The sequence below is a fragment of the Rhodococcus artemisiae genome (assembly GCF_036327795.1).
GTDB lineage: Bacteria > Actinomycetota > Actinomycetes > Mycobacteriales > Mycobacteriaceae > Rhodococcus > Rhodococcus artemisiae.
Genome location: NZ_JAUTXY010000003.1, coordinates 109,323 through 134,014, shown reverse-complemented (window position 1 = coordinate 134,014; position 24,692 = coordinate 109,323). Strand labels below are relative to the sequence as shown.

The following is a 24,692-nucleotide window of genomic DNA, read 5'->3' as shown; positions in this document are numbered from 1 at the left end:
TGTCACTCTGACTCTCCCGTGTGTTCGTTCCAGCCGTCGGTCCACTCTGCGTGCGAAAGCCAGTGCGCGGCGCGCTCTGCGCGTTCCCGGACGGCAGCGACGTACTCCCCGTCCTCGAGCGAGCCGGACGGTGCGCCGAGCAGGTTGACGTGCCCGATCTTGCGGGCCTTGCGTTCACCCTTGCCGTAGAGGTGTACGCGCACATCGGGCATCCGCGCGAACAGATGATGAAGACGCTCGTCCATGCTCATTGCCGGCGCTTCCGGGGCACCGAGAACGTTCGCCATCACGACGACAGGCGCGAGGGGCGTCGTGTCGCCGAGCGGGTAGTCGAGTACCGCGCGCAGGTGCTGCTCGAACTGGCCCGTACGCGCACCGTCCATCCCCCAGTGGCCGGAGTTGTGGGGGCGCATCGCGAGTTCGTTGACGATGAGCTCGCCGGCCTGCGTCTCGAACAGTTCGACGGCCATCACACCCACCACGCCGAGTTCGCCCGCGATCCGCAACGCAAGCTGTTCGGCCGCGGCCGCGACGTCCGCAGGCAGGTTCGGTGCCGGTGCGATCACGACGGAGCACTGGCCGTCTCGTTGCACCGTCTCCACGACGGGCCAGCTTGCACCCTGCCCGAACGGCGAGCGGGCGACCATTGCCGACAGTTCCCGACGCCATGCAACCTTCTCCTCCGCGAGCAGCGGCACACCGCGGTCGAGTTGCTCCGCGACGATCCGCTCGAGTTCGGCCTCGTCGTCGACGATCCACACCCCGCGGCCGTCGTACCCGCCGCGGGCAGCCTTGAGCACGAACGGCCATCCGAGGTGTTCCCGAGCCGAGGCGAGGTCGCCGGTCGAGGTGATCTCGGCGAACTTCGGCATGGGCGCACCGAACGCGCCGAGCCGCTTGCGCATCGCGATCTTGTCCTGCGCGAAGATCAGCGCCTGCGGCGGAGGCAGTACGGCAACGCCCTCGCTCTGCAGAACTTCGAGGTGTTCGGTCGGAACGCCCTCGTGGTCGAAGGTCAGCGCGTGGGCACCGGTGGCGGCGCGCCGCAGCGCGTCGAGATCGTCGTGGCTGCCGAATACGACGTCGGGGCTCACCTGAGCGGCCGGTTCGTCCTCACTGCCCGCGAGTACACGCAGCGTCTGGCCGAGCGCGATCGCAGCCTGATGTGTCATCCGCGCGAGCTGGCCACCGCCGATCATCGTCACGACGGGCATCCCGGCCGTCAGGGCGCGGGGGGAATCGGGTCTGGGGAGAGAGTCAGGTCTTCCGGTCACAGCTGACAATGGTGTCACAGCGCGGCGAGCTGCCACGTGACCCGGCGCCCATCGCCTTCGCGTGGCGATCCGGTGAACATTTCGGGACTGGCATTCCGATTCGTCACTTTCCTGTGGTAAGCCTGAAAATTTTCGCTGTGGTTCGTAGAAACCGCTCCGCGTTTCGTAGACTCGGCCGAGTGTCCGTCGTCGATGATGCTCTGAGCCGCTTTCCCGCACCACTACGAGAGCTGATGCTGCGTCACCGCGAACTCATCAAGTTCGCGATCGTCGGAGGCACCACGTTCCTGATCGACTCCGGGATCTTCTACACCTTGAAGCTGACGGTCCTCTCGGAGAAGCCTGTCACCGCGAAGATCATCGCCGGTGTCGTTGCGGTGATCTGCTCGTACATCCTCAACCGCGAATGGTCGTTCCGGAACCGTGGCGGGCGGGAACGCGCGCACGAAGCGTTCCTGTTCTTCTTCGTCAGCGGCATCGGAGTCGTGCTCAGCTTCATTCCGTTGTGGATCTCGAGCTACGTGTTCAACCTGCGTGTGCCCGAGGTCAGCCTTTCCGTCGAGAACATCGCCGACTTCGTCAGCGCGTACGTCATCGGAAACCTGCTGCAGATGTTCTTCCGCTTCTACTGTTTCAAGCGGTTCGTGTTCCCCGACGAAACCATGCCGGACGTGCACACAGTGGAGGAACTGGACAGGCCCGACCTCGACCGGACCTGACGACACGGCCTCATCTCGGTTCCCGGACTCCGCCGGGGGGTACCGATGTCCAGTCGCGGGCCCCACCGAGGAACATCGCGAACAACGCGGGTCTGCGCCGCTGCAGTTCGAGGCGCCCACCGTCCGCTTCCGCGAGTGCGCGAGCGAGGGCGAGACCGACACCGGTGGATCCGCCACCGGAGAAGCCTCGTTCGAAGATGTGCGGCACGAGGTCGTCGCTGACGCCTTCCCCTTCGTCACTGACTTCGACACACACTGTCGAGTCTCCCCGCATCGCGACCTCCCGAACGGCGACGGTGCAGGTTCCTCCTCCGTGAGCGAACGCGTTGTCGACGAGAACCGCTACTGCTTCACGGAGGCGCGAGGCGGTCACGGACGATCGCAGGGCCGGGTCACCTCGAAGCAGCAGTTCGCGACCCGCATCCTGATAGGGACCTCGCCAGTCCGCGATCACCCCTGCCAGTTCCCCCACCACGGACACCTCGGTGCGAAGTTCGGCGCCGCTGTTCCGCGACTGACGAACCAGCCCGTCGATGGCGACGGTGAGGCGATCGACCTGGGCCATCGCGGCTTCTGCCTCCTCGACCACCGTCGGGTCGTCGTGTGTGGAGAGTTCGTCGAGCCGTAATCTGATCGCCGTCATCCGGGAGCGGAGTTGATGGGACACGTCGCCGACGAGCGCGTGCTCACGTTGCAGCCGACCCGAGATCTCCACCGCCGCGGAGTCGAGGACGTCCGACACCCGGTCCAGTTCGACGATGGAATGACGCTGTGGCACCGGTTTGAAGTCGCCCTCGGCGAGCCTGGCGGCACGCGCAGCGACGTCGCGCAGCGGGAAGGCCAACCGCCGGGCGGTGGCTACCGCAACCAGTGCACCCACCGCGACGGACAGCAGTACGAGGAACCCGACCGCGGCGAGCACCTGCCGTTGCAGCGTGCGCATGCCCTCGGAGGGCGCCTCGACCCGCAGCGACCCCGAGGTACCCATAGACAAGGATTCGACGAGTGGGTTCGCCGGGGTGACGTCGCCGATGTCGAGGCGCGCCGCCTCGTTCTCGGGAGTGGGATACACGACGACCACCCGCCCACCGTCGGGTACGAGCAGGCGCAGCGAACTGGTATCGAGTCCGCCGACCACGAGGCCGTCGGTGCCTTCCTGCGCGATGATCTCGTCGGACATCCGTTCGAGCCGATCCCGAAGGTCTCGGCGTGTGGTGTCCTCCACGAACAAGTAGGCGGTGAAGGCGAGGGGAAGCCCGAGCAGAAGAGCTACGAGCAGCACCGCGGCCAGGACGGCGTTGAGGATGCGCCTGCGCACCGTCGCGCCCCCTCTAGTCGGTGTTCAGCCGGAAACCGACCCCGCGCACGGTTGCGATGCGTCGTTCCCCCGCGGGCCCCTCGTCGCCGATCTTCCGGCGCAGCCAGGACATGTGCATGTCGAGGGTTTTCGAACCTCGGAGGTCGGCGTCGCCCCACACTTCGTCGAGGATCGCGTCGCGTGAGACGACCTGACCGGCGTGGTCGAGCAGAACGCGCAGGAGTTCGTACTCCTTGTTGGCGAGGGTGACCTCGGCGCCGTCGACGAGAACCCGCCGGGCCGCGTGTTCGAGGCGGATGCCGGAGACCTCGACGACCTCGTCCGCGTCTCCGCCGCCGCGGCGGCGCAGCAGCGCCCGTACCCGCGCCATCAGTTCGGCGAGCCGGAAGGGCTTTCCGACGTAGTCGTCGGCGCCGGCGTCGAGACCCACCACGAAATCGACCTCGTCGGTGCGGGCGGTGAGCATCAGTACTGCCAGGTCGGAACGGTTCGCTCTGATCTGACGGCATACTTCGAGGCCGTCCATACCCGGCAGCCCGAGGTCGAGGATCAACAACTCGTAGTTTCCGGAGAGCGCTTGTTCGAGCGCTCTCGGACCGGCGGCCTCGATGGTCACCTCGTAGCCCTCACGCCCGAGTGCGCGGGACAGGGGCGCCGCGATGGCTTCGTCGTCTTCCGCTAGCAGAACGGCAGTCACCCGCTCAGCCTACGGACAGTGCGGTGGGAAACCGGATCACCACGCCAGTCACCACGCCTTCCGGTGTCTCTCGCCTTCACCCGATCGTGGCGCCGCGGACCGGTCGGTGTACGAGTCGTCCTGCACATCGAATGCAGTCCGGTACAGCAACGTGTGGACCTTCTGGACATCGGGAATGTCGTCGAACTCGAGTGGGTCGTCGGCCGCGGAAACCACGACGAGCGTGCCTGTGCGCAGGAGTCGGTCGACCAACCCGTGCCGGAACTGCACGTTGCTGATCCGACCCATAGGAATATCGATACCGGAATGGGTGATGACGCCCTGGCGCACGAGTACCCGCCGATCTGTGACGATGAAATGCGTCGTCAGCCACCTGATCAACGGGGCGAGACACCGCCACCCCATGAGGACGGCCCACAACAGCAGGACCGCGATCACCAGGAAGGTGGACGCCCCACCGTCGAGGCGGGTCTGCGCGAGCCCCACGAGGAACCCGGCGACAGCCGTGGCCAGCAGGAAGACGATGACCGGAACGATCAGCATCTTCGCGTGTGGATGCCGGTGGAGCAGCAGGTTCTCATCCGGTGCGAGGGCATCCTCCGGGTATCCCATGGGCACCACGATTGCACATCGGTCTACACCGGCCGCAGGTGCGTGATGTCGCCGGCAGCGACCGCGACGGGTTCGCCGTCGCCGTCCGGCGCGATGACGATGCGGCCCTGCTCGTCGATGTTCACGGCGACCCCGTGCAGTTCCGTGTCGCCGGGCAGGATCGCGCGCACCCGCCTGCCTATGGTGCTGCACCGGTCCCGGTACGCGTCGGCAGCGGCGGTCGGATCCCAGCCGTGCCGTTCCCACTGCCGGATGCGCTCACCGAACGAGGTCAGCAACACCTCTGCCAGCCTCGTGCGATCGAGTTCGCGGGCACCGGCGAGCATCAGTGACGTCGCTGTGGGCACCGGCAGTTCGTCCTCGGTGAGGGTGACATTGAGCCCGACACCGACGACAACTGTGGGAACCGGGGCTGTCGACGCGACCTCGACCAGGATGCCGGCGAGTTTACGGCCGTCGACGAGGACGTCGTTGGGCCATTTGAGCTCGGCCGGAACGCCTGTGACCTCGTGGATGGCGTCGACCGTCGCGATGCCCGTGAGCAGCGGAAGCCAACCGAGATCGGGAAGGGCGACGCCGGGCAGCTTCAGCAGCACCGAGACGATCACCTGCGCCCCGGGAATTCCGTTCCAGGCGCGTGAGTGCCGTCCGCGTCCGCCGCTCTGGAACTCGGCGAGCAGGACACGGCGGTCGCCGGACGCGGCCTCGGCGAGCAGGTCGGCGTTCGTCGACCCCGTCTCCTCGACGACGTCGAGGCGTTCGTAGAACCCTGCACTGCCCCCGGCACCGTCGACCAGCACTTTCCGCAAACGCGACACGTCGAGCGGCGATCGCGTATCGGGGTCGTTCGGCAATTCGGGGTTACTCGGCATGGGTCCACCCTAAAGTGGGCGAAAATGGGTACTGGCCGGTAGCTTCAGTTCAATCATTCAACGCACACGGACCTCCGTGCGGCGGTGCAGATTGACGATCGCTAAGCTGACTGCCCATGACCACTGTCCAGGAGCCGTCCGCGCCCGAGGCGGCGAGTACGCCCGATATCCACACCACCGCCGGCAAGCTGGCAGACCTGCGCGAACGCCAGGCCAAGTCTCAGGCTCCGGTCGGTGAAGCAGCCATCGAGAAGGTCCACGCCAAGGGCAAGATGACCGCCCGCGAGCGCATCACCGCGCTCCTCGACGAAGGCTCGTTCGTCGAGATCGATGCGCTCGCCCGCCACCGCAGCACCAACTTCGGCCTCGCCGACAACCGTCCCATCGGCGACGGCGTCGTCACCGGCTACGGCACGGTCGACGGCCGCGACGTCTGTGTGTTCTCCCAGGACGCGACCGTCTTCGGCGGCAGTCTCGGTGAGGTCTACGGCGAGAAGATCGTCAAGGTCATGGACCTGGCGCTTCGCACCGGCCGACCGCTGATCGGCATCAACGAAGGCGCCGGCGCTCGCATCCAGGAAGGCGTCGTCTCTCTCGGCCTCTACGGCGAGATCTTCCACCGCAACGTGCAGGCCTCCGGCGTGATCCCCCAGATCTCGCTGATCATGGGCCCCGCTGCCGGTGGGCACGTCTACTCCCCCGCCTTGACCGACTTCGTGGTGATGGTCGACCAGACCAGCCAGATGTTCGTCACCGGCCCCGACGTCATCAAGACCGTCACCGGCGAAGACGTCACCATGGAAGACCTCGGTGGCGCCCACACCCACATGGTCAAGTCGGGTGTCGCCCATTATGTCGGCAGCGACGAGCAGGACGCCCTCGACTACGTCAAGGATCTGCTCTCCTACCTGCCGTCGAACAACCAGGCCGCGGCGCCGCGCATGGCCCCGACAGATCCGATCGCCGGCTCCATCGAGGACTCGCTCACCGACGAGGATCTCGAACTCGACACGATCATCCCGGATTCCGCGAACCAGCCGTACGACATGCACGAGGTCATCCGCCGCCTCCTCGACGACGACGAGTTCCTCGAGGTTCAGGCCGAACGCGCCCAGAACGTCATCGTGGGCTTCGGTCGCGTCGACGGCCGCAGCGTCGGCATCGTCGCCAACCAGCCGACGCAGTTCGCCGGCTGCCTCGACATCGACGCCTCCGAGAAGGCCGCCCGCTTCGTACGCACCTGCGACGCATTCAACGTCCCGATCATCACGCTGGTCGACGTCCCCGGCTTCCTGCCCGGCACCGAGCAGGAGTACAACGGCATCATCCGCCGCGGCGCGAAGCTTCTCTACGCGTACGGCGAGGCGACTGTCGGCAAGATCACTGTCATCACCCGCAAGGCCTACGGCGGCGCGTACGACGTGATGGGCTCGAAGCACATGGGTGCCGACGTCAACCTCGCGTGGCCGACCGCGCAGATCGCCGTCATGGGCGCCTCGGGTGCCGTCGGGTTCGTCTACCGCGGCAAGCTCAAGGACGCCGCCGCGAACGGTGAGGACGTCGACGCACTGCGCCTCGAGCTGCAGAACGAGTACGAGGACACCCTCGTGAACCCGTACGTCGCGGCAGAGCGCGGCTACGTCGACGCGGTCATCCCGCCGTCGCACACCCGCGGCCAGATCGTGTCCGCACTGCGACTGCTCGAACGCAAGATGGTCTCGCTCCCGCCGAAGAAGCATGGGAACATTCCGCTGTGACCGCGCTGACCGAGGAAGAAATCATCACTGACGCAGAGCTGACCGCCGTGACCGACGGTGCCCTCGCGGGCACCGACACCCCGGCGACCGCGAACGCAGCGCCTGCAGCGGATTCCGACGAACCCGCCATCCGGATCGTGAAGGGCAACCCGACCGACGCCGATGTCGCAGCGTTGGTCACGGTGCTCGCGGCTGCCGCCGCGGGCGGCGCGCCCGAGAGCGACGGCAAGCCGCCGGAAACGTGGGGCGACCCCACTCGGATGCACCGCCAGTGGGCTCCGTTCTCGCCGTACTCGTATCCCAACCGCGGCTGATCGATGCCCCGTCTGGTCCTCGCCTCGGCGTCGCCGGCACGGTTGTCCGTGCTGCGCGGCGCCGGGGTCGAGCCGCTCGTACAGGTGTCGGAAGTCGACGAGGACGCGATCATCGCAGAACTCGGCCCGGACGCGGCACCGGAAGTCGTGGTCACCACGTTGGCCCGAGCCAAGGCCGCGGACGTTGTGCACACACTGACCGCAGAAGGCCACGTCCTCGAAGGCCACGACGATCTCGTCGTGATCGGCTGCGATTCGATGCTGCTGTTCGACGGGAAACTTCAGGGCAAACCCGGCACCGTCGAGGTGGCCCGAGCCCGGTGGAAGCGAATGTCCGGCCACAGCGCGGAGTTGCTGACCGGCCACAGCGTTCTGCGTGCACGCGGCGGGCAGATCGTCGCGCAGGCCGACGACCATTCCGGCACGACGGTGCGTTTCGGCACCCCGTCCGATGCCGACCTCGAGTCCTACCTCGCGACCGGTGAGGCACTGCAGGTCGCCGGAGCGTTCACACTCGACGGCCTCGGCGGCTGGTTCATCGACGGTATCGAGGGCGATCCGTCGTCCGTGATCGGGATCGGTCTGCCGCTCGTCCGTAGACTCCTCGCCGACGTGGGAATCTCCGTCGCCGACCTCTGGTCCTCGAACCCCTCAGCACATGAGTGACCTCGGCGCGTCCGAAGCAAGCTTCGAGCGCCTCCGACAGGAACCGTTCTTCGAGGTGGTCGTCGACCTGGTCGCGGGCTACCTCGCCACCGCATTCGACGATCCGGAATCGGTCGCGGGCGAGAAGTGGACGTTGAGTTGTCTCCCGACGACCAACGAGAAGGCCGGGATGACCCGCCTTTTCTCACTCGACGTCGGGCCGCTCGAGGTCCTCTATGTCGACCGATACACCGAGAACGGCGAGACGGTCGACTACCGCACGGTGATGGTCACCTCGATCTCCGCTCTGGTGCGGCAGCTCGGATGTCCGCTCGACGAACTTCTCCTGCGCTACCCGCTGCTGCGTTTCCGCCCGGTCGAGGATGCATCCGCGGGAGGCGACGCCGTGGCGATCGACTGGTTCCTCTCCGACGAGGGCGCCGACGACCAGTTCTTCATGTTGCCACTCGACGAGTCCACCATCGGGCCTCTGGCAGCACTACTGGCCGATAATGCCGGCGGCCCGAGCTCCCGTCCCCACAATCGGTGGTTCGCGCAGTATGTGCTCGACGCGCTGGAAGACGATGACTGAGATCCCTGCGATCGAGTGCTCTTCCTCGTGGAGGTGAAGTCGGCCGCTGACCGCGGTTCACACCCCTGTCGTCGAGCGACGCAACGCCGTGACCATCGCGTCCGCCTTCGACTTCGCGCGGTCGGCGTCGACGCCGGTGAACAGTTCGTCGACCGACTCGTGCCACAGCTCGCGCCAGCGCTCGAATCGCTCGGGGGTCAGCCCGTATTTCCCGTGTAACGCGCGGTGAACGGGTGTGAACGAGCCCTCGTAGCGTGTCGTGCGGAAGAGAACCTGTTCCCAGAAATCGCCCACGACCACGAGGTGTTCGTCGAGTCCCACGATCGCGAGCACCTCGAAGACCGGGGCCAGCAGAGGGTCCGCCATGGCCTGGTCGTAGAAGAGCTCGACCAACCCGTCGATGTCGGCACGCGACGAGAGTTCGGTGCGGCGGGGTCGACTGGAGGTCACACCCACCGAAGGTACCGCCTAGAATCGACGACGCACCTGCCACCACTGCCTCAGGAGCCCCTGTGCCCGTCGCGCCCGACCCCACCACCTCCTTCGCTGCCTATGCAGACCCCGGCCGCCTCGTGTCCTCCGAGTGGCTGTCCGCTCATCTGGGCCACCCCGAGGTCAAGGTCGTCGAATCCGACGAGGACGTGCTCCTCTACGACGTCGGACACATCCCCGGTGCAGTGAAGATCGACTGGCATCTCGATCTCAACGACCCGGTCACCCGCGATTACATCGACGGCACTGCGTTCGCCGCGCTCATGGATCGCAAAGGAATCCGGCGCACCGACACCGTCGTGATCTACGGCGACAAGTCCAACTGGTGGGCCGCGTACGCACTGTGGGTGTTCACGCTCTTCGGTCACGAGGACGTCCGCTTGCTCGACGGCGGCCGCGACGCGTGGATCTCCGAGAATCGCGACACCACCCTCGACATTCCCGTCACCACGACGAGCGGCTACCCCGTCGTCGAGCGCAACGACGCGCCCATCCGGGCCTTCAAGGGTGAGGTGCTCGAACACCTGGGCAAGGGCCCGCTGGTGGATGTCCGGTCTCCGCAGGAGTACACCGGCGAACGTACCCACATGCCCGACTACCCGGAGGAAGGCGCGCTGCGCGGCGGCCACATCCCCACCGCGGTGTCGATCCCGTGGGCGAAGGCCGCGGCACCGGATGGCCGATTCCGTTCACGCGCCGAGCTCGACGAGATCTATGCGGGTATCGGCAAGGACGACGATGTCGTCGCGTACTGCCGCATCGGTGAGCGGTCGAGCCACACCTGGTTCGTGCTGACTCATCTCCTCGGATACCCGAACGTGCGGAACTACGACGGCTCGTGGACCGAGTGGGGCAACGCCGTGCGCGTCCCGATCGCCAAGGGCGAGGAGCCGGGAAACGTTCCCGCGTCATGAGCATTCCCGCACCGCTCGCCGAGATCGTCGACGACTTCGCCGCCGTCGAGGGCCAGGACAAACTCCAGTTGCTCCTCGAGTTCAGCCGCGAACTGCCACCGCTGCCATCAGAACTCGAGGAAGCGGCGATGGAGCCTGTCCCGGAATGTCAGTCGCCCCTGTTCCTTTCCGTCGACGCCGCCGACCGCGCGCACGTGAAACTGTATTTCAGTGCGCCCGCAGAGGCACCCACCACGCGTGGTTTCGCGTCGATCCTGCATCAGGGTCTCGACGGGCTCAGCGCACAGGAGATCCTCGACGTTCCCGACGACTTCTACTCGGATCTCGGTCTCGCCGACGCCGTCAGCCCGCTGCGACTGCGCGGCATGAGCGCGATGCTGGCGCGCATCAAACGGCATCTGCGAGCCTGACGGATCCATGGAGTTCACGGAACTCACCGACTACTCGATCCCGGCGGGGACCTTGACCGAGTGGTTGCCCTGCGCCGAGGAAGACGCGTGGCGCCAGGACCCGCGCCCTGCGTCGTACATCCACGAGGCGCACCTTCGCCGGTCCGCAGACCCGCGGTCCGGCGAAGGCCGGGAATCGTGGCTGGGTACCGCATTCGAGATCGCCGGTCCGATCGACACCGAAGTATTCGGTCGTGCTCTCCAACGGTGGATCGACCGTCACGAGCCCCTGCGCAGTCAGGCGGTGTTCACGTCGAAGGGCAATCCGGCGAGCGCCCTGATCCGCCGGACGGCCCCACCCGGCAAAGTGGCGGTGCGGCGTGTCCAACATGATCCGGCCGATTCCGCCACCATCCGGACGCAGCTCCACTTGTTGTTCGACGACTACACGACGCCGCAGCTGTGGCCCGCGTATGTCTTCGCGACGCTGGCCCACGACTCCGCCGATCCGGACGAGGAATCAGGTGGGTCGGGCGCCTTCACCGTGTTCTTCGGAGCCGATCACTCGATCATCGACGGCTACTCCATCGTGCTGGTCGCGCATGAGATCACGGCGCTGTACGAGGAGGAGCGGACCGGCCGACCGGCCGATCTGTTCCCCGTCGGCAGTTACATCGATTTCGGGGCGTCCGAGCGCGCCGACGTCCACGACATCGACGCCGACCACGAGGCGGTGCGGATCTGGCGCGAGACGCTGCGTGAGAGCGACGGAGCGATGCCCGGGTTCCCGCTGCCGATCGGGCGCCGCACCACCCGGACGACGCCCCAGAAACGCCTGTCCGAGCGCTGGTTCGACAGCGAGGACGCAACCCGGTTCTCCGAACGTTGCCGAGATGCCGACGTCGGATTCTTCGCGGGTGTGCTCGCGTGCTTCGGCCAGGCCACGACAGACCTCACCGGCGCCGATCGCTTCCGCACCGTCGTTCCGTCGCACACCCGTACCGGGCCGATGTGGGCCGGGTCCCTGGGCTGGTTCGTCGGGTTGCGTCCGATCGATCTCGACCTCGACGGCTCCGCCGGTTTCGTCTCCCTCGCGGGCCGCGCGGCACAGGAGCTGCGTCGTACCCGGGCGAGCGCGCGCATTCCTTTCGACAGGGTCGGTGAGTTGCTCGGCGTGCCGATCCGCCCTCGATTCCTCGTGTCGTACATGGACGTCCGGTTCGTGCCCATGGCCGCGCAATGGCCGGAAGCGAATGCGCGTGCGCTGCGGAGTCGCAGTTACACCCACGACGTCTACGTCTGGATCAACCGGACACCGGAAGGCATCAATGTCTCGGCCCGATTCCCCGACAATCCCGAGGCCGCGGCGAACGTTCCGGAATTCCTGGATCGGGTACGCGACCTGATGCGACGGCTGAACACATCCGGGCCGTGGGCGCCCGACCTGGAGAACCACGAGCTCCCGGCTACCGGTCGGTAGCATTGAGGGTTCGATCGCGCACCGTAGTGTGTAGAGGCCATCCGGTTACATCGTCTATCCGATTGGCGCTTACACTGCCGACGACGGAAATAACCTAACGATCGATCAACAGGAGGCTCCGTGCCCAGTCATGCCAGCGCGCAGATCTCGAAGGTGCTCGTCGCGAACCGCGGCGAGATCGCTGTGCGGGTCATCCGAGCCGCCAAGGACGCAGGCTACGGAAGTGTCGCGGTCTACGCCGAACCCGACGCGGACGCACAGTTCGTGAAGCTCGCAGACGAGGCGTTCGCCCTCGGTGGCCAGACCTCGGCCGAGTCCTACCTGGTGTTCGACAAGATCCTCGACGCCGCGGCCAAGTCCGGCGCCGACGCGATCCACCCCGGCTACGGCTTCCTCTCCGAGAACGCCGACTTCGCGCAGGCAGTCATCGACGCGGGCCTGATCTGGATCGGCCCCTCGCCGCAGTCCATCCGCGACCTCGGAGACAAGGTCACCGCGCGCCACATCGCCGAGCGCGCCAATGCTCCGATGGCCGCCGGCACCAAGGACCCGGTCAAGAACGCCGACGAGGTCGTCGAATTCGCCAAGCAATACGGCGTGCCCGTGGCCATCAAAGCGGCTTTCGGCGGTGGCGGTCGCGGCATGAAGGTCGCGCAGACGATCGAGGAGATCCCCGAGCTGTTCGAGTCCGCCACCCGTGAGGCCATCGCAGCCTTCGGTCGCGGAGAGTGCTTCGTCGAGCAGTACCTCGACAAGGCGCGCCACGTCGAGGCCCAGGTCATCGCCGACCAGCACGGCAACGTCATCGTCGCCGGCACGCGCGACTGCTCGCTGCAGCGTCGGTTCCAGAAGCTCGTCGAAGAGGCTCCCGCGCCCTTCCTGACGGACGATCAGCGCGGACGTATCCATGCGTCCGCCAAGGCCATCTGCAAGGAAGCCGGCTACTACGGCGCCGGCACGGTCGAGTACCTGGTCCAGGGCGACACGGTCTCGTTCCTCGAGGTCAACACCCGCCTGCAGGTCGAGCACCCGGTCACCGAGGAGACCGCCGGCATCGACCTCGTTCGCCAGCAGTTCCGCATCGCCAACGGCGAGAAGCTCGAGCTCACCGAGGATCCGGCACCGCGTGGCCACTCCTTCGAGTTCCGCATCAACGGCGAGGACGCCGGCCGTGGCTTCATGCCCGCCCCCGGCCCCATCGCCGTCTACAAGGAGCCCACGGGCCCCGGCGTGCGCGTCGACTCGGGTGTCGTCCAGGGCGACGTCATCGGCGGCCAGTTCGACTCGATGCTCGCCAAGCTGATCGTCACCGGCGAAAACCGTGAGCAGGCGCTGCAGCGCGCCGCCCGCGCCCTCGCCGAGTTCGAGGTCGACGGCCTCGCCACGGTCATCCCGTTCCACCGCCACATCGTCGAGAACCCGGCGTTCATCGGTGACGGCGAGAAATTCGACGTCTACACCAAGTGGATCGAGAACGAGTGGGACAACACCATCGAGCCGTTCACCGGCGGAGGTGCAGCCGATGACGAGGACGAGGCCCTGCCGCGTCAGAATGTGGTCGTCGAGGTCGGCGGTCGCCGCGTCGAGGTGTCGCTGCCCGGTCAGTTCTCGCTCAGCGGCAACGGCGGCGCCGCAGGCGCGATCCGCAAGAAGCCGAAGGCGCGCAAGCGCGGCGGCGCCGGTGGCGGCAAGGCGTCGGGTGATGCCGTGACCGCTCCGATGCAGGGCACCGTCGTCAAGGTCGCGGTGGCCGAGGGCCAGGAAGTCGCCGAGGGCGACCTCATCGCAGTGCTCGAGGCCATGAAGATGGAGAACCCGGTCACCGCGCACAAGGCCGGTGTCGTCACCGGTCTGTCGGTGGAGCCGGGCGCAGCCATCACCCAGGGAACGGTCCTCGCCGAACTCAAGTGATGACGCACTGAACTATCACGCGCGCTGAACACCATCGACGGCGCCCGTCCCCTGGAATCCGCCCAGGGGATCGGGCGCCGTCGCTTTCTCCACCTCACAGAAGTTCGGAAGGCATCTGATGGAACCTGTCGAGATCAACGCCGGCAACTGGTACCTCCTCGCGCGTGAGCTCGACGCGTGGGCCGACGACACCGCATACGGCTGGTCGGTGTGTGAGTCGACGACCGCCGACGTGCAGGCCACCATCACGTTGCTGCCCGACGGTGCGTTGAGCGGGACCGCGATCGACGGACACACCGACGCGCTCGACGCTGCCCGCGCCGCAGTCACGAGATTTGCCACGGGAGGGCTGGGGCTGACTGTGCGCGATGCGTGATACGCACCACCTCGCCCGAGTCCTACTACTCTGGGCATATGGCCGAACTGCCCGAAATCCGAATCGGCACCGCAGAGCGCGAAGAAGCGGTCGCGCTGCTCGGTGAGCACTTCTCGGCCGGTCGCCTGTCCCTCGTCGAATTCGACGATCGAGTCGCGCTCGCGACACAGGCCGTCACGCGGGCCGATCTGGTCCCGTTGTTCTCGGACCTGCCGTCTGCACCGTCGTTCCTGTACGAACCCGCAGCAGGAAACGTCGCCACCGACCTGCTGACGCTGGTTCCGTTCGCGCTCGCGGCACTGGTCATCATGGTGGCGGTCCGGCACCCGATCGCAATACTGCTCGGATTCGTGGTCCTGTTCATCGTCGCCAGGCGCGGACTGCGACTGATGCGAGGTACCGGAACCGGGTGACCATCATGCCCTCGTCCCGGCGTCGCGTCCCGCCACGCGGCCGAACGCGAGGGCATCGCCGATGTGGAATCCGCCGTCTTTGCGCCAGCTGTAGGTGGAACTGATCTCGCCCGCAGCGTAGAGCCCCTCGATGACGTCACCCCGAGTGTCGAGAACGCGCGCGCGTCCGTCCCGTCGCGGTCCGCCATTGGTCCACCCCAGCAGCGGGGTGATCTTCAGCGCGTAGAACGGGCCCTGCACGACCGGCCCGAGCGTGCCCGGATCGCGGGCGAAGTGGTCGTCGCGCCCTTCCGCGCACGAGGTGTTGTAGTACTCCACGGTACGCCCGAGTGTGGACGCGTCCATCGCGATCTTCTCGGCCAGTGCCTTGATCGACTCCGCACTCGTGATCCAGCCCTTCTCGACCTCCTCGCTGTTGTCGGCGCTCCAGCGCGAGCCGTTCATGAGGAGATTCCATCCCACCGGCAGGACCTCGGCTGCCGGACTCAACGGACCGGCAGTGCGCATCTGCTCGTCGAAGATCAAGTGGAACGGCCGAAGAGGGAAGAGTTCGTACGATCCTCCACGGAGTGTGTGCCCGTGGCACGGAGGTGCGGTCTCGTCCACGAAACGCCGACCGTCGTCCCCCACCCACAGATAGTTGTGAGCGTTCCACAGTGCGAGGTAATGACCGGTGCCGGCGGTGTCTCGAACTCCGGTGATGGTCATCATGTTTCCCATGTGCCATAGATCGGCGCCCACCGCTTGCGCCATACGGTGGCCGTCGCCGGTCGAAGCGGGCGACCCCCACAGCACATGATCCTCGATTCGTAGATAGTCACGCACCATCGACGTGTCGGCCTGGAAACCACCGGTCGCGAGGACGACGCCGCCACGCGCACCGATACGTTGCGAACCGCTCACGCCGTCCACCTCGACGCCCACGACACTGCCACTCTCGACGATCAACCGCGTGGCCGGTGTGTCGAATCGGATCTCGATGCCGCGTTCGACCAACGCCGAGATCAGGAAGGCGTGCAGCAGACCGTTGCCCATGCGTCCTTCGATGGTGTCCATGCCTGCATACGAGTCGCTGCCCTCAACGGACAGATACTCGGGGTCGGTGTGGTAGTCGCCACTCATCGCGACGTCGGCGCCGAGTTCCTTCAACCACGTCGAGATTTCGGCCGTCTCGGTCGCCCAGGCGTCGACGACATCATCTGCGACGGGGAAGGACCCGCTGAGCTCGCGAAGGAAGATCCGCGCCCGCTCCGGGTCTCGATTGACCCACCACCCTCCGCCGGACACGCGCGTGTTCCCTCCTGCGCTGCCCTCGTCGCATTTCTCGACCACGAGAACATCGGCTCCGCTCCGGTGCGCCTCGAGCGCTGCGGCCGAACCTGCGGCCCCGGACCCCACCACAACAACGTCGAATACTTCGTCGAACGCTTTGCCACTCACCTGTGCCCTCTTTTCGCCATTGGTTCGAAACTCCACCGCGAATGGGTGTGACACGGATCATCTTCGGTGCGAATCCGATGCGCGCACGGCTTCCCGTCCAGCGGGAAGAATTCATCGCGACAGCGAGCATGAGGTACGGAAGTTGTGATCTAGGCTCTGATCATGGACTCCCCCGAAATCCGAATCGGCGACACCGAGCGGGCCGAAGCGCTGAATCTGCTGGGCGAGCATTTCAGTCACGGACGTCTCAACCTGTCCGAGTTCGAGGAACGCAGCGCGCAGGCCACGGCTGCGACCACGCGGGGAGAACTCGAAATCCTGTTCACCGACCTTCCCCATGTGGCGGCGAACACGCCGGACACGGTGCAGGAGAAGGACACCGCATCGGGCACGCTCGGGCATTGGCGAGAAATCGTGATGGGCCTGACGCCGCTTCTGGCCCTCGTGCTGTTCTTCGCGTTCGACACGTGGCTCTGGTTCCTCCTCGTTCCGGCCGTGTCGATCGTCCTGTATGCGGGCAGAAATGACGACGAAGACGACGAGGACGACGAGCCCGAGAAGAAGAACTGACCTGTGACAGGTTCGTTCCGGTATCGCCGTTCTTCCTCGTGCCTCGGCGCCTGGTACCGCGTTGTGCCGTTGGTGCTCGCAACAATCACGATCACCTTCATGCTGCTGACGCCCGGCGGTACGGTTCCCAGCGGACCTCCCCATACCGACAAGGTCACGCACGCATTGATGTTCGCCGTGCTCGCGTACTGCTCTCGATACGCACGCTTCTCGCCGATCGTCACCGTGGCGTGGCTCGCGGTCTACGGCATCCTCACTGAGGTCCTGCAGGCCACGATCGCGGTGCGACGGTCCGGTTCGATATGGGATTGGTGCGCCGATCTCGTGGGTGTTGCGATCGGCCTGGCGATCGCCGCCGCTGTCGGGCGGCGAGTTCATTCCGGTCGGACGAAGTAGACCACCAGCCCTATTCGGCAGGTCGGGCGTTCTCGGTGTCGACCATCCGGGTACGCAATGCCTGCAGGCTGTCGTCGTCCAGGCCGAGACCCGACGCGAAGTACTCGTCGATCGTGCCGTAACGACGCAGCGCCTCGTCGATGGCCGCTTCGAGGTATTTGCGCTCGACCCCGAGTAGCGGGACGAGCAGCGAGCGATCGCCGCCGAGCTTCTCGAAATGAACGAACATCTCCTCGAACTCCGGGAGCAGCAAGTCGTTCGTCAACATGTAGTCGTCGAAGACGACCTCCTCTGTCGCACCCGCGAACATGAGCAGCGCCGCGGCGGCCCAACCGGTCCGGTCTTTGCCGGTGGTGCAGTGGATGAGCGCGGGTACGTCACCCAGCGCGATATCCAGGTACATCCTCCGATACGAACGTTGCGCGCTCGGCAGCGTGACGAGATCGCGATACGTCTCGAGGAGGTACTGCTCCCCCTTCCCGCCGGCGAATCCGAGTGCTGCCTGGACGGGATCGGCCACCAGGTCGCCCATGGCAGCAGCAATCGACCCGGCATCCTTGTCGGCCAGTACATCGAGGTCGACACCCTTTGCTCGAGGTGGCAACCTGTCCGGGGCCTGATCGCGTTCGTCCACTGTCCTCAGATCGAACACTGTGGTGATCTTCAGCTCGGCGAGTAAGTCCAGATCGGTGTCGGTGACACTACTCAGGTCGGTGGACCTGAACACCACTCCGGTGCGAATGACGCCACCGAACGAGCTGGCTCGGCCCCCGATGTCGCGGAGGTTGGCGAGCGAAGGAACTGCGAAAGCCGCCTTATCGGGTTCATTGCCCGCCCCATCGCTCATACGCACCAAGCTACCGGCGGCGAGGGCATTCGGTGCCCGCTTGCGACACGAACATCACGCTGGGACAGACGGGCCCTCGGTGTCGATCATCCGGGTGCGCAGTGCCTGCAGACTGTCGTCGTCGAGCCCGAGTCCGGCTGCGAAGTACTCGTCGATCGTGCCGTAACGACGCAGCGCCTCGTCGAATGCACTCTCGAGGTAGGTGCGCTGAACCCCGAGCAACGGGAGGAACAGGGCACGATCTCCGCCTGCAGCTTCGAACCGGGCGAACATCTCCTCGAACTTCGGTAGCAGCATCTCGTTCGTCAACATGTAGTCGTCGAAGACATCCTGCTCGGTCGCGCCGGCAAACATGAGCAGCGCCGCGGCGGCCCAACCCGTCCGGTCCTTGCCTGCGGTGCAGTGAATGAGCGCGGGAACATCTCCGTGTGCGATACCCGTGTACAGCTCTCGGTACGAGGCCACTGCACTCGGCAACGTGATGAGCTCTCGATAGGTGGCGAGCAGATGCTGCTCAGCACGCCCGTCTCCCAGGTGAGCCGCAGCGGCAACCGGGTCGGCAACCACGTCACCGAGAGATCCCGCGACCGAGCCCGTCGGGCGATCCGCGAGCACATCGAGACCGACGAGCTTCGCCCCCTCCGGGAGCCGATCCGGACGCCGCTCGCGTTCCGCTGCCGTTCGAAGGTCGTACACGGCCGAAATCTGAAGCGAGGTGAGCACATCGATATCGGTGTCCGTGATGTCGGCCAGCGCTGTCGAGCGAAAGACCACACCGGTGCGGATGATGCCGCCGAACGAGCTGGTTCGGCCCCCGATGTCTCGAAGGTTGACGAGCGACGGAACGGCAAAGGTCGGCGCCAGATCGGTTGCGTTGTCCACGGCATCAGTCATGCCACACAAGTTACGCAACATGATCCGTTTGAGCAGCTTACGATCCCAGAATTCACTTTCATTCTGTTCCCATGGCAAGCGTGCCGTCGAGGTATTCCGTAACCAGGACCTTCGCGGCACGGTCGTGGTGGATCATTCGGATCCACCGTTCATCGGACACTCCCCGGAGACGCTCGAGAGGCGGCTGTGATCCGTGCTGCGAGGCCGTCGAGGATGAGCTCGAGGCCTTCCGTGAAGTCCTGGTCGGGTTCGTCGTCGCGGTCGGAGCCGGTTCCGAGGGCGCCGGAGGTGAGAATCGCCGAGGTGTGGGGGAACTGCTCCGATGAGATGACGCAATTGAGCGCTGCGGCATATTCACGTTGGCTCTCGGTTTGAGCCTGGCCTGGTTCTCGTCCCTCTTCCAGTTCTCGTTGGAGCAAGGCTGAGTGGCGGACGAAACCGCTCAGCAGGGTAAGTGCTGCGAGCATCTCTTTCCCAGTGAGGTCCGTTGATGCCAACTGCGCGAAACCTCTTTCGAGCCACGCTATTTGGCGTGGCCCAGAAGGCGCACGGTACACGGGAACCCGAGGCAGCCAAGGTCGCTTCTGGTAGAGCTTCCAGAGGTCGCGGGCCCATGATCGCAGGCCTTCTCGCCATCCTGATGCGACCTTCCCTGCGGGAGCCGGTTCGCTCGCTGCATCCACCATGAGCAGGAGCAGTTCATGCTTGGAGCCGATGTGTCGGTACAGCGACATCGCCGTAACGCTCAATTCCCTGGCTACCTTCGGCAACGTTGCAGCCTCCAAGCCGTGGCTGTCAGCGAGTCGAACAGCCGTGTTCACGACGGTGTCGACATCGAGGACGGACTTGCGGCCCCGGGATGAGGGTTCCGTCGGGAGACGCCAGAGACGTCGGACGAAGTCGGGTACCGCAGTGTCGGCCATCGGGCACTCCCCTTCTGACAAGTCAAGATCAAGCCTACCTCCCCCATATAGTTTACGTCATATAGTTTCTTTGTTATGCTTTTCTGCATGAGTCGACACGCAACTGCCGAAGGCGCTGTGGAGAGCGGACGAGTTCATGACGTGGACGCCGTCCGCGGGTTCGCTCTGTTGGGTATTTTCGTTGTCAACATCACCTTCATGGCTTCGGCCTATCCGGGAAATCTGGTCGACGATCCCAGTTTTTCAACACCGATAGACGACGCGGCCAGGTTCTTGGTGGCGGCGTTGTTCTCGATGAAGTTCTATCTGCTCTTCTCGCTTCTCTTCGGATACAGCTTCGTGCTGCAGATGGACGCTGCCGAGCGTGCCGGTGCGTCGTTCGCGCCGCGGATGCTGCGTAGGTCACTGGGGCTTTTCTTGCTCGGAGCCGGCCATATCGTCCTGCTGTACGGCGGGGATGTCCTGACCACCTACGCTGTGGTCTGTCTGGCACTGTTGGCGATGCACCGGGTGCGAGACCGGACGGCGTTGCTCACATCGGGAGTTATCTATGCCTTCGTGGTGCTTTCTCTCGTCGTCAGCGCCGCGCTCCTCGATCGCTCGATGTTCATGCCGAGCCACGACGATGCGCTCGTCACGGCGGCCGCCCAGACTCAGACCATGCTCGGATCACCAGTCGAGATCGTGGGGCACCACGTGTCAGGGCTGGAGCTTCTCGTCATCCAGGCCGCGTCCTTGCAGGGGCCGACAGCACTGGCGATGTTCCTCTTGGGGATGGTTGCCGCTCGGCGCAAGCTGTTCACGACGCTTGGCAACCGGACCGCACTGCTTCAGCGGGTTCAGTGGGTCGGCTTCGCAGTCGGCCTTCCAGGAGGAGCGCTCTTTGCGCTGATGGGAGGCGACACGAACACCTGGGCAACGACAGTGAGTGTCGTGACGGCCCCATTCCTCACGGCCGCCTACGTTGCGACACTGATCCGCATGATGCATGCGCCCTGGGGTGCCTGCGTGCGCACAGTCCTGGCACCGGTCGGCCGCATCGCCCTGACGAACTACCTTGGGCAATCACTGGTCGGGATCATCCTGTTCTCAGGAATCGGCCTGGGGCTCGCCGGCCGGGTATCGCCGCCTCTGCTTGTTCTTCTTGCCCTTGTCGTCTTCGCTGTTCAGGTAATGGTGAGTGCCGGATGGTTACGGCGCCACCGATATGGCCCAGCCGAGTACCTCCTGCGTTGCTTCACCAACTGGAGCCGTCCAGGGGCGGATTCCAGGGCTCTCGTGTGCCATAGCCACGACCACCGACATGATTGATGCGCTGACCCGGCCTTGAAGGACCAGGCTTGCGCACTACGTTCTCAGGTCAACGTCAGGAAGTCGCCAGGATCCACGAGCGCGTGCGGACCTTGATTCTCAGACCGCAGCGGCAAGAACCCTGTCGAGTGCGGCGATCGACTCGTCGAGTTCGTCGGGGGTGACGGTGAGCGGCGGCCGGAAACGGATTCCGCGCTGTCCGGAACCGATCATGAGGACCTGTTCGTTGCGGTAGAGGTGAGCGAGTATCTCATCGCGAAACCCTTGGGACGGCAACGTAATCGCGCACATCAGTCCGCGACCCCGCGGTTCGGTGACGACCGGGTGCCGAATCGCGAGCTGCTGCAGCGCCGCCAACAGATGCGCGCCGGTCGTTCGCGCGTGATCGACCAGTCCATCGCGCTCGATCACTTCGAAGATCCGACGGGCACGCACCATGTCGGTGAGATTGCCACCCCAGGTGGAGTTCAGCCGTGACGACACCGCAAAGACATTGTCGGGGACCTCGTCGAGTCGCCCCCCTGCCATGATCCCGCACACCTGCGTCTTCTTGCCGAACGCAACGATGTCGGGCTCGATCCCGAGCTGCTGATACGCCCACATGGTGCCCGTCATGCCGACGCCGGTTTGTACCTCGTCGACGACCAGAAGCGCATCGTGCTCGCGGCAGAGCGCCGCGATCGCCCGGAAGAACTCCGGTCGGAAGTGGTGATCGCCGCCTTCACCCTGAATGGGTTCGGCGATGAAGCATGCGATGTCGTGGGGATTGTCAGCGAAGGCAGCACGTGCCTGCGCGAGTGCGAGCGTTTCGGCCTCGTCGACAGCACGCCCGTCACGTATGTACGGAGCGTCGATGCGCGGCCAATCGAATTTCGGGAACCGATCGGTCTTGACCGGATCGGTGTTGGTGAGGGACATCGTGTATCCGGTGCGCCCGTGGAACGCTTCGGTCAGGTGCAGCACCTTGGTCCCGAGCGCGGGATCGCGGCCCCGCGACTCGTTGAGTCGGCTCTTCCAGTCGAATGCGGCCTTGAGCGCGTTCTCGACGGCGAGGGCACCGCCGTCGATGAAGAACAGGTGCGGCAAGGCAGGGTCACCGAGTATCCGTGCAAACGCGTCGACGAACCGGGCCATCGCCACGGTGTAGATGTCGGAGTTGCTGGGCTTGTTGGCGGCCACCGCAGCGAGTTCGTCGCGGAGCGCAGGATCATCTGCCAGGTCGGGGTGGTTCATCCCGAGCGCAGACGACGCGAAGAATCCGAACATGTCGAGATAGCAGGTGCGGTCGCGTCGGTCGACGAGACGCACACCCCTCGAACGTTCGAGGTCGAGGACAAGGGGAAACCCGTCGGTCAGCATGTGGGACCCGAGGACGGCGTGTACCCGGCCGGGTGCCACGACTTCGGCACCGTCCCGATCACGGAATGCAGTGCTCATATTCGCGAGGGTACGCGAATTTTTACAGCTCATCCGCATTTTCGGCTGAAGAACCAGGAGCCGATACGGTCACTTTTCGTAAAATGTCTGCAGCACGACGGTGCTGCGAGTGGCAACATTCGCAGTGGCACGTATCTCCTGGAGGAGATACTCGAGTTCCCGCGGCGTCGCAACACGCACAAGCAGGATATAGCTTTCGTCGCCCGCCACCGAGTGACACGATTCGATTGCCTCGATGTGACGCAGACGTGCGGGTGCATCGTCGGGTTGGGACGGGTCGAGAGGGGTGATCGCAACGAACGCCGACAGCATGAGGCCGAGGGCCTCCGGGTCGACTTTCGCGGTGTATCCGCGAATCACGTTCCGGGACTCCAGTCTGCGCACCCGCGACTGCACCGCGGAGATCGACAACCCGGCCTTCTCCGCAAGCACCGACAACGTTGCGCGTCCGTCCGCAACCAGTTCCCGCAACAGCAACCGATCGATCTCGTCCAGCGATTCTTTTGAAGATTCCGGCACCAGCGCAGGTTAACCGAGCGACAAAGGACCACACCGATGAATGCAACGGACAGTTTCAGCAATCGTGCGCGCACCGCAGCGCAGAGGTGCGGCGCCACTCTGCCCGACGGCGGTGGAACGGCGCCCGATGGCACTGCCGCGCTGGTGGTCACCACGCCCATCGACGGCACCGAACTCGCACGTCTGGAACCACACACCGCCGCGCAGATCGACGACTCGATAGGTTCGGCCGCACACGCATTCGAGCGGTGGCGCGACGTCCCCGCACCCGCGCGGGGATGGCTTGTCCGCCGGTTCGGGGACCTGCTCGTCGAACACAAACACGATCTCGCCGAGCTCGTCACGCTCGAGGTCGGAAAAATTCCGTCGGAGGCGCTCGGCGAAGTCCAGGAGATGATCGACGTGTGCGACTTCGCCGTGGGCCTGTCCCGGCAGCTCTACGGGCGAACGATGCCGTCCGAGCGGCCCGGGCACCGCCTGATGGAGACGTGGCATCCCCTCGGTGTGGTGGGCGTGATATCCGCATTCAACTTCCCGGTGGCAGTGTGGTCGTGGAACACCACGATCGCGCTGGTGTGCGGCGACCCGGTGGTGTGGAAGCCCTCCGAAACCACTCCACTGACCGCGCTCGCGTGTGACGCGCTTCTTCGCCGCGCCGCCGCGGACGTCGATGCCCCCGCCGACCTGCATCATGTCCTGATCGGCAACGCCTCGGCAGGCGAAGCACTCGTCGACGATCCCCGGGTGGCGTTGGTCAGCGCAACCGGTTCGGTCCCGATGGGGCGGATCGTGGCGCCGCGCGTCGCCGCACGGTTCGGCCGCTGCCTGCTCGAACTCGGTGGCAACAACGCGGCAATCGTCACCCCATCTGCGAATCTGGAGCTGACCGCTCGGGGAGTCGTGTTCGCCGCGGCCGGTACTGCCGGGCAACGCTGCACGACGTTGCGCAGATTGATCGTGCATCGCTCCGTCGCGGACGATCTGGTCGCGCGCCTCGCGTCCGTGTATGCAGGGCTCCGGGTAGGAAACCCGTTCGACGACGGCGTCCTCGTAGGACCGCTGATCTCGCCGCGCGCCCACGACGCGATGCGCTCGGCTCTCGACCGCGCCGAACTCGACGGCGGCATCCTCGTGGCGGGCGGGCAGCAGGTGGAGGTGCCGGGCGCAGGCGTGTATGTCTCCCCCGCCCTCGTACGCATGCCCGCCCAGACCGAGGTCGTGCGCGAGGAGACGTTCGCACCGATCCTCTATGTGCTCCCCTACGACGATTTCGACGAAGCGATCGCGTTGCACAACGGTGTTCCCCAGGGGCTGTCGTCGTCGATCTTCACCACCGATCAGCGCGAGGCCGAGCGGTTCCTGGCGCGCTCGGACTGCGGGATCACCAACGTCAACATCGGCACGTCGGGCGCCGAGATCGGCGGCGCGTTCGGCGGTGAGAAGGAGACCGGCGGCGGCCGTGAGTCGGGCTCCGACTCGTGGAAGGCCTACATGCGCCGCGCCACCAACACGGTCAACTACTCGGACGAACTCCCACTCGCACAGGGGGTCGAATTCGGGTGAGAACACCCTGACCAGCG

At 65.6% G+C, this 24,692-nt stretch carries 27 protein-coding genes; 15 read left to right on the top strand and 12 right to left on the bottom strand.

Annotation, left to right across the window (positions count from 1 at the left end; translation table 11 throughout):
- Nucleotides 1–2: 2 nt before the first annotated feature.
- Nucleotides 3–1,274: a 5-(carboxyamino)imidazole ribonucleotide synthase gene (locus Q7514_RS08205; protein WP_330132770.1), complete on the bottom strand. Its 1,272-nt coding sequence runs from the start codon at nucleotides 1,272–1,274 to the stop codon at nucleotides 3–5.
- Between the two features lie 233 nt (nucleotides 1,275–1,507).
- On the opposite strand from Q7514_RS08205, the gene Q7514_RS08200 reads away from it, so the two are divergent.
- Nucleotides 1,508–1,993, top strand: coding sequence for a GtrA family protein (locus tag Q7514_RS08200; RefSeq protein WP_408016064.1), 486 nt, complete (start codon nucleotides 1,508–1,510; stop codon nucleotides 1,991–1,993).
- Between the two features lie 10 nt (nucleotides 1,994–2,003).
- On the opposite strand, the gene Q7514_RS08195 is transcribed toward Q7514_RS08200, so the two are convergent.
- From Q7514_RS08195 to Q7514_RS08180, 4 genes are read right to left on the bottom strand one after another with little or no spacing between them, the layout of a single operon-like run.
- Nucleotides 2,004–3,311 (bottom strand): sensor histidine kinase, encoded by a 1,308-nt coding sequence (locus Q7514_RS08195; protein ID WP_330132768.1) that lies wholly within the window; start codon nucleotides 3,309–3,311, stop codon nucleotides 2,004–2,006.
- Between the two features lie 13 nt (nucleotides 3,312–3,324).
- A complete protein-coding gene (locus Q7514_RS08190) occupies nucleotides 3,325–4,008 on the bottom strand; it encodes a response regulator transcription factor (RefSeq protein ID WP_330132767.1) in 684 nt (227 codons plus the stop codon).
- Nucleotides 4,009–4,056: 48 nt separating this feature from the next.
- Entirely contained in the window at nucleotides 4,057–4,620 is a 564-nt protein-coding gene (locus Q7514_RS08185; protein ID WP_330132765.1) for a PH domain-containing protein, read from the bottom strand.
- 23 nt (nucleotides 4,621–4,643) lie between these two features.
- Complete coding sequence (locus tag Q7514_RS08180) at nucleotides 4,644–5,492, bottom strand: biotin--[acetyl-CoA-carboxylase] ligase (RefSeq protein ID WP_330132764.1); 849 nt, start codon at nucleotides 5,490–5,492, stop codon at nucleotides 4,644–4,646.
- Nucleotides 5,493–5,608: 116 nt separating this feature from the next.
- Between Q7514_RS08180 and Q7514_RS08175 the strand changes: the two genes are divergently transcribed.
- The 4 genes from Q7514_RS08175 to Q7514_RS08160 are packed head-to-tail and all read left to right on the top strand — an operon-like array spanning nucleotide 5,609 to nucleotide 8,800.
- Entirely contained in the window at nucleotides 5,609–7,249 is a 1,641-nt protein-coding gene (locus tag Q7514_RS08175) for an acyl-CoA carboxylase subunit beta (RefSeq protein WP_330132763.1), read from the top strand.
- Nucleotides 7,246–7,563, top strand: a complete 318-nt coding sequence (locus tag Q7514_RS08170; RefSeq protein WP_330132762.1) for an acyl-CoA carboxylase subunit epsilon — start codon at nucleotides 7,246–7,248, stop codon at nucleotides 7,561–7,563. The genes Q7514_RS08175 and Q7514_RS08170 overlap by 4 nt, the downstream gene beginning before the upstream one ends.
- 3 nt (nucleotides 7,564–7,566) lie before the next feature.
- Nucleotides 7,567–8,229, top strand: coding sequence for a Maf family protein (locus Q7514_RS08165; RefSeq protein WP_330132761.1), 663 nt, complete (start codon nucleotides 7,567–7,569; stop codon nucleotides 8,227–8,229).
- Nucleotides 8,222–8,800, top strand: coding sequence for a hypothetical protein (locus tag Q7514_RS08160; protein ID WP_330132760.1), 579 nt, complete (start codon nucleotides 8,222–8,224; stop codon nucleotides 8,798–8,800). The genes Q7514_RS08165 and Q7514_RS08160 overlap by 8 nt, the downstream gene beginning before the upstream one ends.
- 57 nt (nucleotides 8,801–8,857) lie before the next feature.
- Here Q7514_RS08160 and Q7514_RS08155 read toward each other — a convergent pair whose 3' ends face one another.
- Nucleotides 8,858–9,250, bottom strand: a complete 393-nt coding sequence (locus Q7514_RS08155; protein WP_330132759.1) for a group III truncated hemoglobin — start codon at nucleotides 9,248–9,250, stop codon at nucleotides 8,858–8,860.
- Between the two features lie 62 nt (nucleotides 9,251–9,312).
- Between Q7514_RS08155 and Q7514_RS08150 the strand changes: the two genes are divergently transcribed.
- The 6 genes from Q7514_RS08150 to Q7514_RS08125 all read left to right on the top strand — a co-directional run bounded on the left by Q7514_RS08150 (nucleotide 9,313) and on the right by Q7514_RS08125 (nucleotide 14,775).
- Complete coding sequence (locus tag Q7514_RS08150) at nucleotides 9,313–10,206, top strand: sulfurtransferase (protein ID WP_330132758.1); 894 nt, start codon at nucleotides 9,313–9,315, stop codon at nucleotides 10,204–10,206.
- The gene (locus tag Q7514_RS08145; protein ID WP_330132757.1) at nucleotides 10,203–10,616 is read left to right on the top strand and encodes a SufE family protein; all 414 of its coding nucleotides are present in this window, start codon (nucleotides 10,203–10,205) and stop codon (nucleotides 10,614–10,616) included. Before Q7514_RS08150 ends, Q7514_RS08145 begins: the two co-directional genes overlap by 4 nt.
- 7 nt (nucleotides 10,617–10,623) lie before the next feature.
- On the top strand, nucleotides 10,624–12,075 hold the full coding sequence (locus tag Q7514_RS08140) for a condensation domain-containing protein (RefSeq protein WP_330132756.1): 1,452 nt from the start codon (nucleotides 10,624–10,626) through the stop codon (nucleotides 12,073–12,075).
- Nucleotides 12,076–12,195: 120 nt separating this feature from the next.
- Entirely contained in the window at nucleotides 12,196–13,986 is a 1,791-nt protein-coding gene (locus tag Q7514_RS08135) for an acetyl/propionyl/methylcrotonyl-CoA carboxylase subunit alpha (protein ID WP_330132755.1), read from the top strand.
- Between the two features lie 118 nt (nucleotides 13,987–14,104).
- On the top strand, nucleotides 14,105–14,362 hold the full coding sequence (locus tag Q7514_RS08130; protein WP_054714170.1) for a hypothetical protein: 258 nt from the start codon (nucleotides 14,105–14,107) through the stop codon (nucleotides 14,360–14,362).
- 38 nt (nucleotides 14,363–14,400) lie between these two features.
- The gene (locus tag Q7514_RS08125; protein WP_330132754.1) at nucleotides 14,401–14,775 is read left to right on the top strand and encodes a DUF1707 SHOCT-like domain-containing protein; all 375 of its coding nucleotides are present in this window, start codon (nucleotides 14,401–14,403) and stop codon (nucleotides 14,773–14,775) included.
- A gap of 3 nt (nucleotides 14,776–14,778) precedes the next feature.
- On the opposite strand, the gene Q7514_RS08120 is transcribed toward Q7514_RS08125, so the two are convergent.
- Nucleotides 14,779–16,215, bottom strand: a complete 1,437-nt coding sequence (locus tag Q7514_RS08120; protein ID WP_330132753.1) for an FAD-dependent oxidoreductase — start codon at nucleotides 16,213–16,215, stop codon at nucleotides 14,779–14,781.
- 162 nt (nucleotides 16,216–16,377) lie between these two features.
- Between Q7514_RS08120 and Q7514_RS08115 the strand changes: the two genes are divergently transcribed.
- Nucleotides 16,378–16,785 (top strand): DUF1707 SHOCT-like domain-containing protein, encoded by a 408-nt coding sequence (locus tag Q7514_RS08115; RefSeq protein WP_330132752.1) that lies wholly within the window; start codon nucleotides 16,378–16,380, stop codon nucleotides 16,783–16,785.
- Between the two features lie 99 nt (nucleotides 16,786–16,884).
- A complete protein-coding gene (locus Q7514_RS08110) occupies nucleotides 16,885–17,181 on the top strand; it encodes a VanZ family protein (RefSeq protein ID WP_330133078.1) in 297 nt (98 codons plus the stop codon).
- 10 nt (nucleotides 17,182–17,191) lie between these two features.
- Here Q7514_RS08110 and Q7514_RS08105 read toward each other — a convergent pair whose 3' ends face one another.
- From Q7514_RS08105 to Q7514_RS08095, 3 genes are all read right to left on the bottom strand, one after another.
- Entirely contained in the window at nucleotides 17,192–18,028 is an 837-nt protein-coding gene (locus Q7514_RS08105) for a tyrosine-protein phosphatase (RefSeq protein WP_330132751.1), read from the bottom strand.
- A 54-nt stretch (nucleotides 18,029–18,082) separates the two neighbouring features.
- Nucleotides 18,083–18,922, bottom strand: coding sequence for a tyrosine-protein phosphatase (locus Q7514_RS08100; RefSeq protein ID WP_330132750.1), 840 nt, complete (start codon nucleotides 18,920–18,922; stop codon nucleotides 18,083–18,085).
- Nucleotides 18,923–19,071: 149 nt separating this feature from the next.
- Complete coding sequence (locus Q7514_RS08095) at nucleotides 19,072–19,845, bottom strand: TetR/AcrR family transcriptional regulator (protein WP_330132749.1); 774 nt, start codon at nucleotides 19,843–19,845, stop codon at nucleotides 19,072–19,074.
- A gap of 141 nt (nucleotides 19,846–19,986) precedes the next feature.
- On the opposite strand from Q7514_RS08095, the gene Q7514_RS08090 reads away from it, so the two are divergent.
- Entirely contained in the window at nucleotides 19,987–21,156 is a 1,170-nt protein-coding gene (locus Q7514_RS08090) for a DUF418 domain-containing protein (RefSeq protein WP_330132748.1), read from the top strand.
- A 99-nt stretch (nucleotides 21,157–21,255) separates the two neighbouring features.
- Here the strand turns inward: Q7514_RS08090 and lat are convergent, their stop codons facing one another.
- The gene (gene lat, locus Q7514_RS08085; protein WP_330132747.1) at nucleotides 21,256–22,593 is read right to left on the bottom strand and encodes an L-lysine 6-transaminase; all 1,338 of its coding nucleotides are present in this window, start codon (nucleotides 22,591–22,593) and stop codon (nucleotides 21,256–21,258) included.
- A 69-nt stretch (nucleotides 22,594–22,662) separates the two neighbouring features.
- The gene (locus Q7514_RS08080) at nucleotides 22,663–23,112 is read right to left on the bottom strand and encodes an Lrp/AsnC family transcriptional regulator (RefSeq protein WP_330132746.1); all 450 of its coding nucleotides are present in this window, start codon (nucleotides 23,110–23,112) and stop codon (nucleotides 22,663–22,665) included.
- 36 nt (nucleotides 23,113–23,148) lie between these two features.
- Between Q7514_RS08080 and amaB the strand changes: the two genes are divergently transcribed.
- Nucleotides 23,149–24,675: an L-piperidine-6-carboxylate dehydrogenase gene (gene amaB, locus Q7514_RS08075; protein ID WP_330132745.1), complete on the top strand. Its 1,527-nt coding sequence runs from the start codon at nucleotides 23,149–23,151 to the stop codon at nucleotides 24,673–24,675.
- The last annotated feature ends 17 nt before the right edge of the window (nucleotides 24,676–24,692 follow it).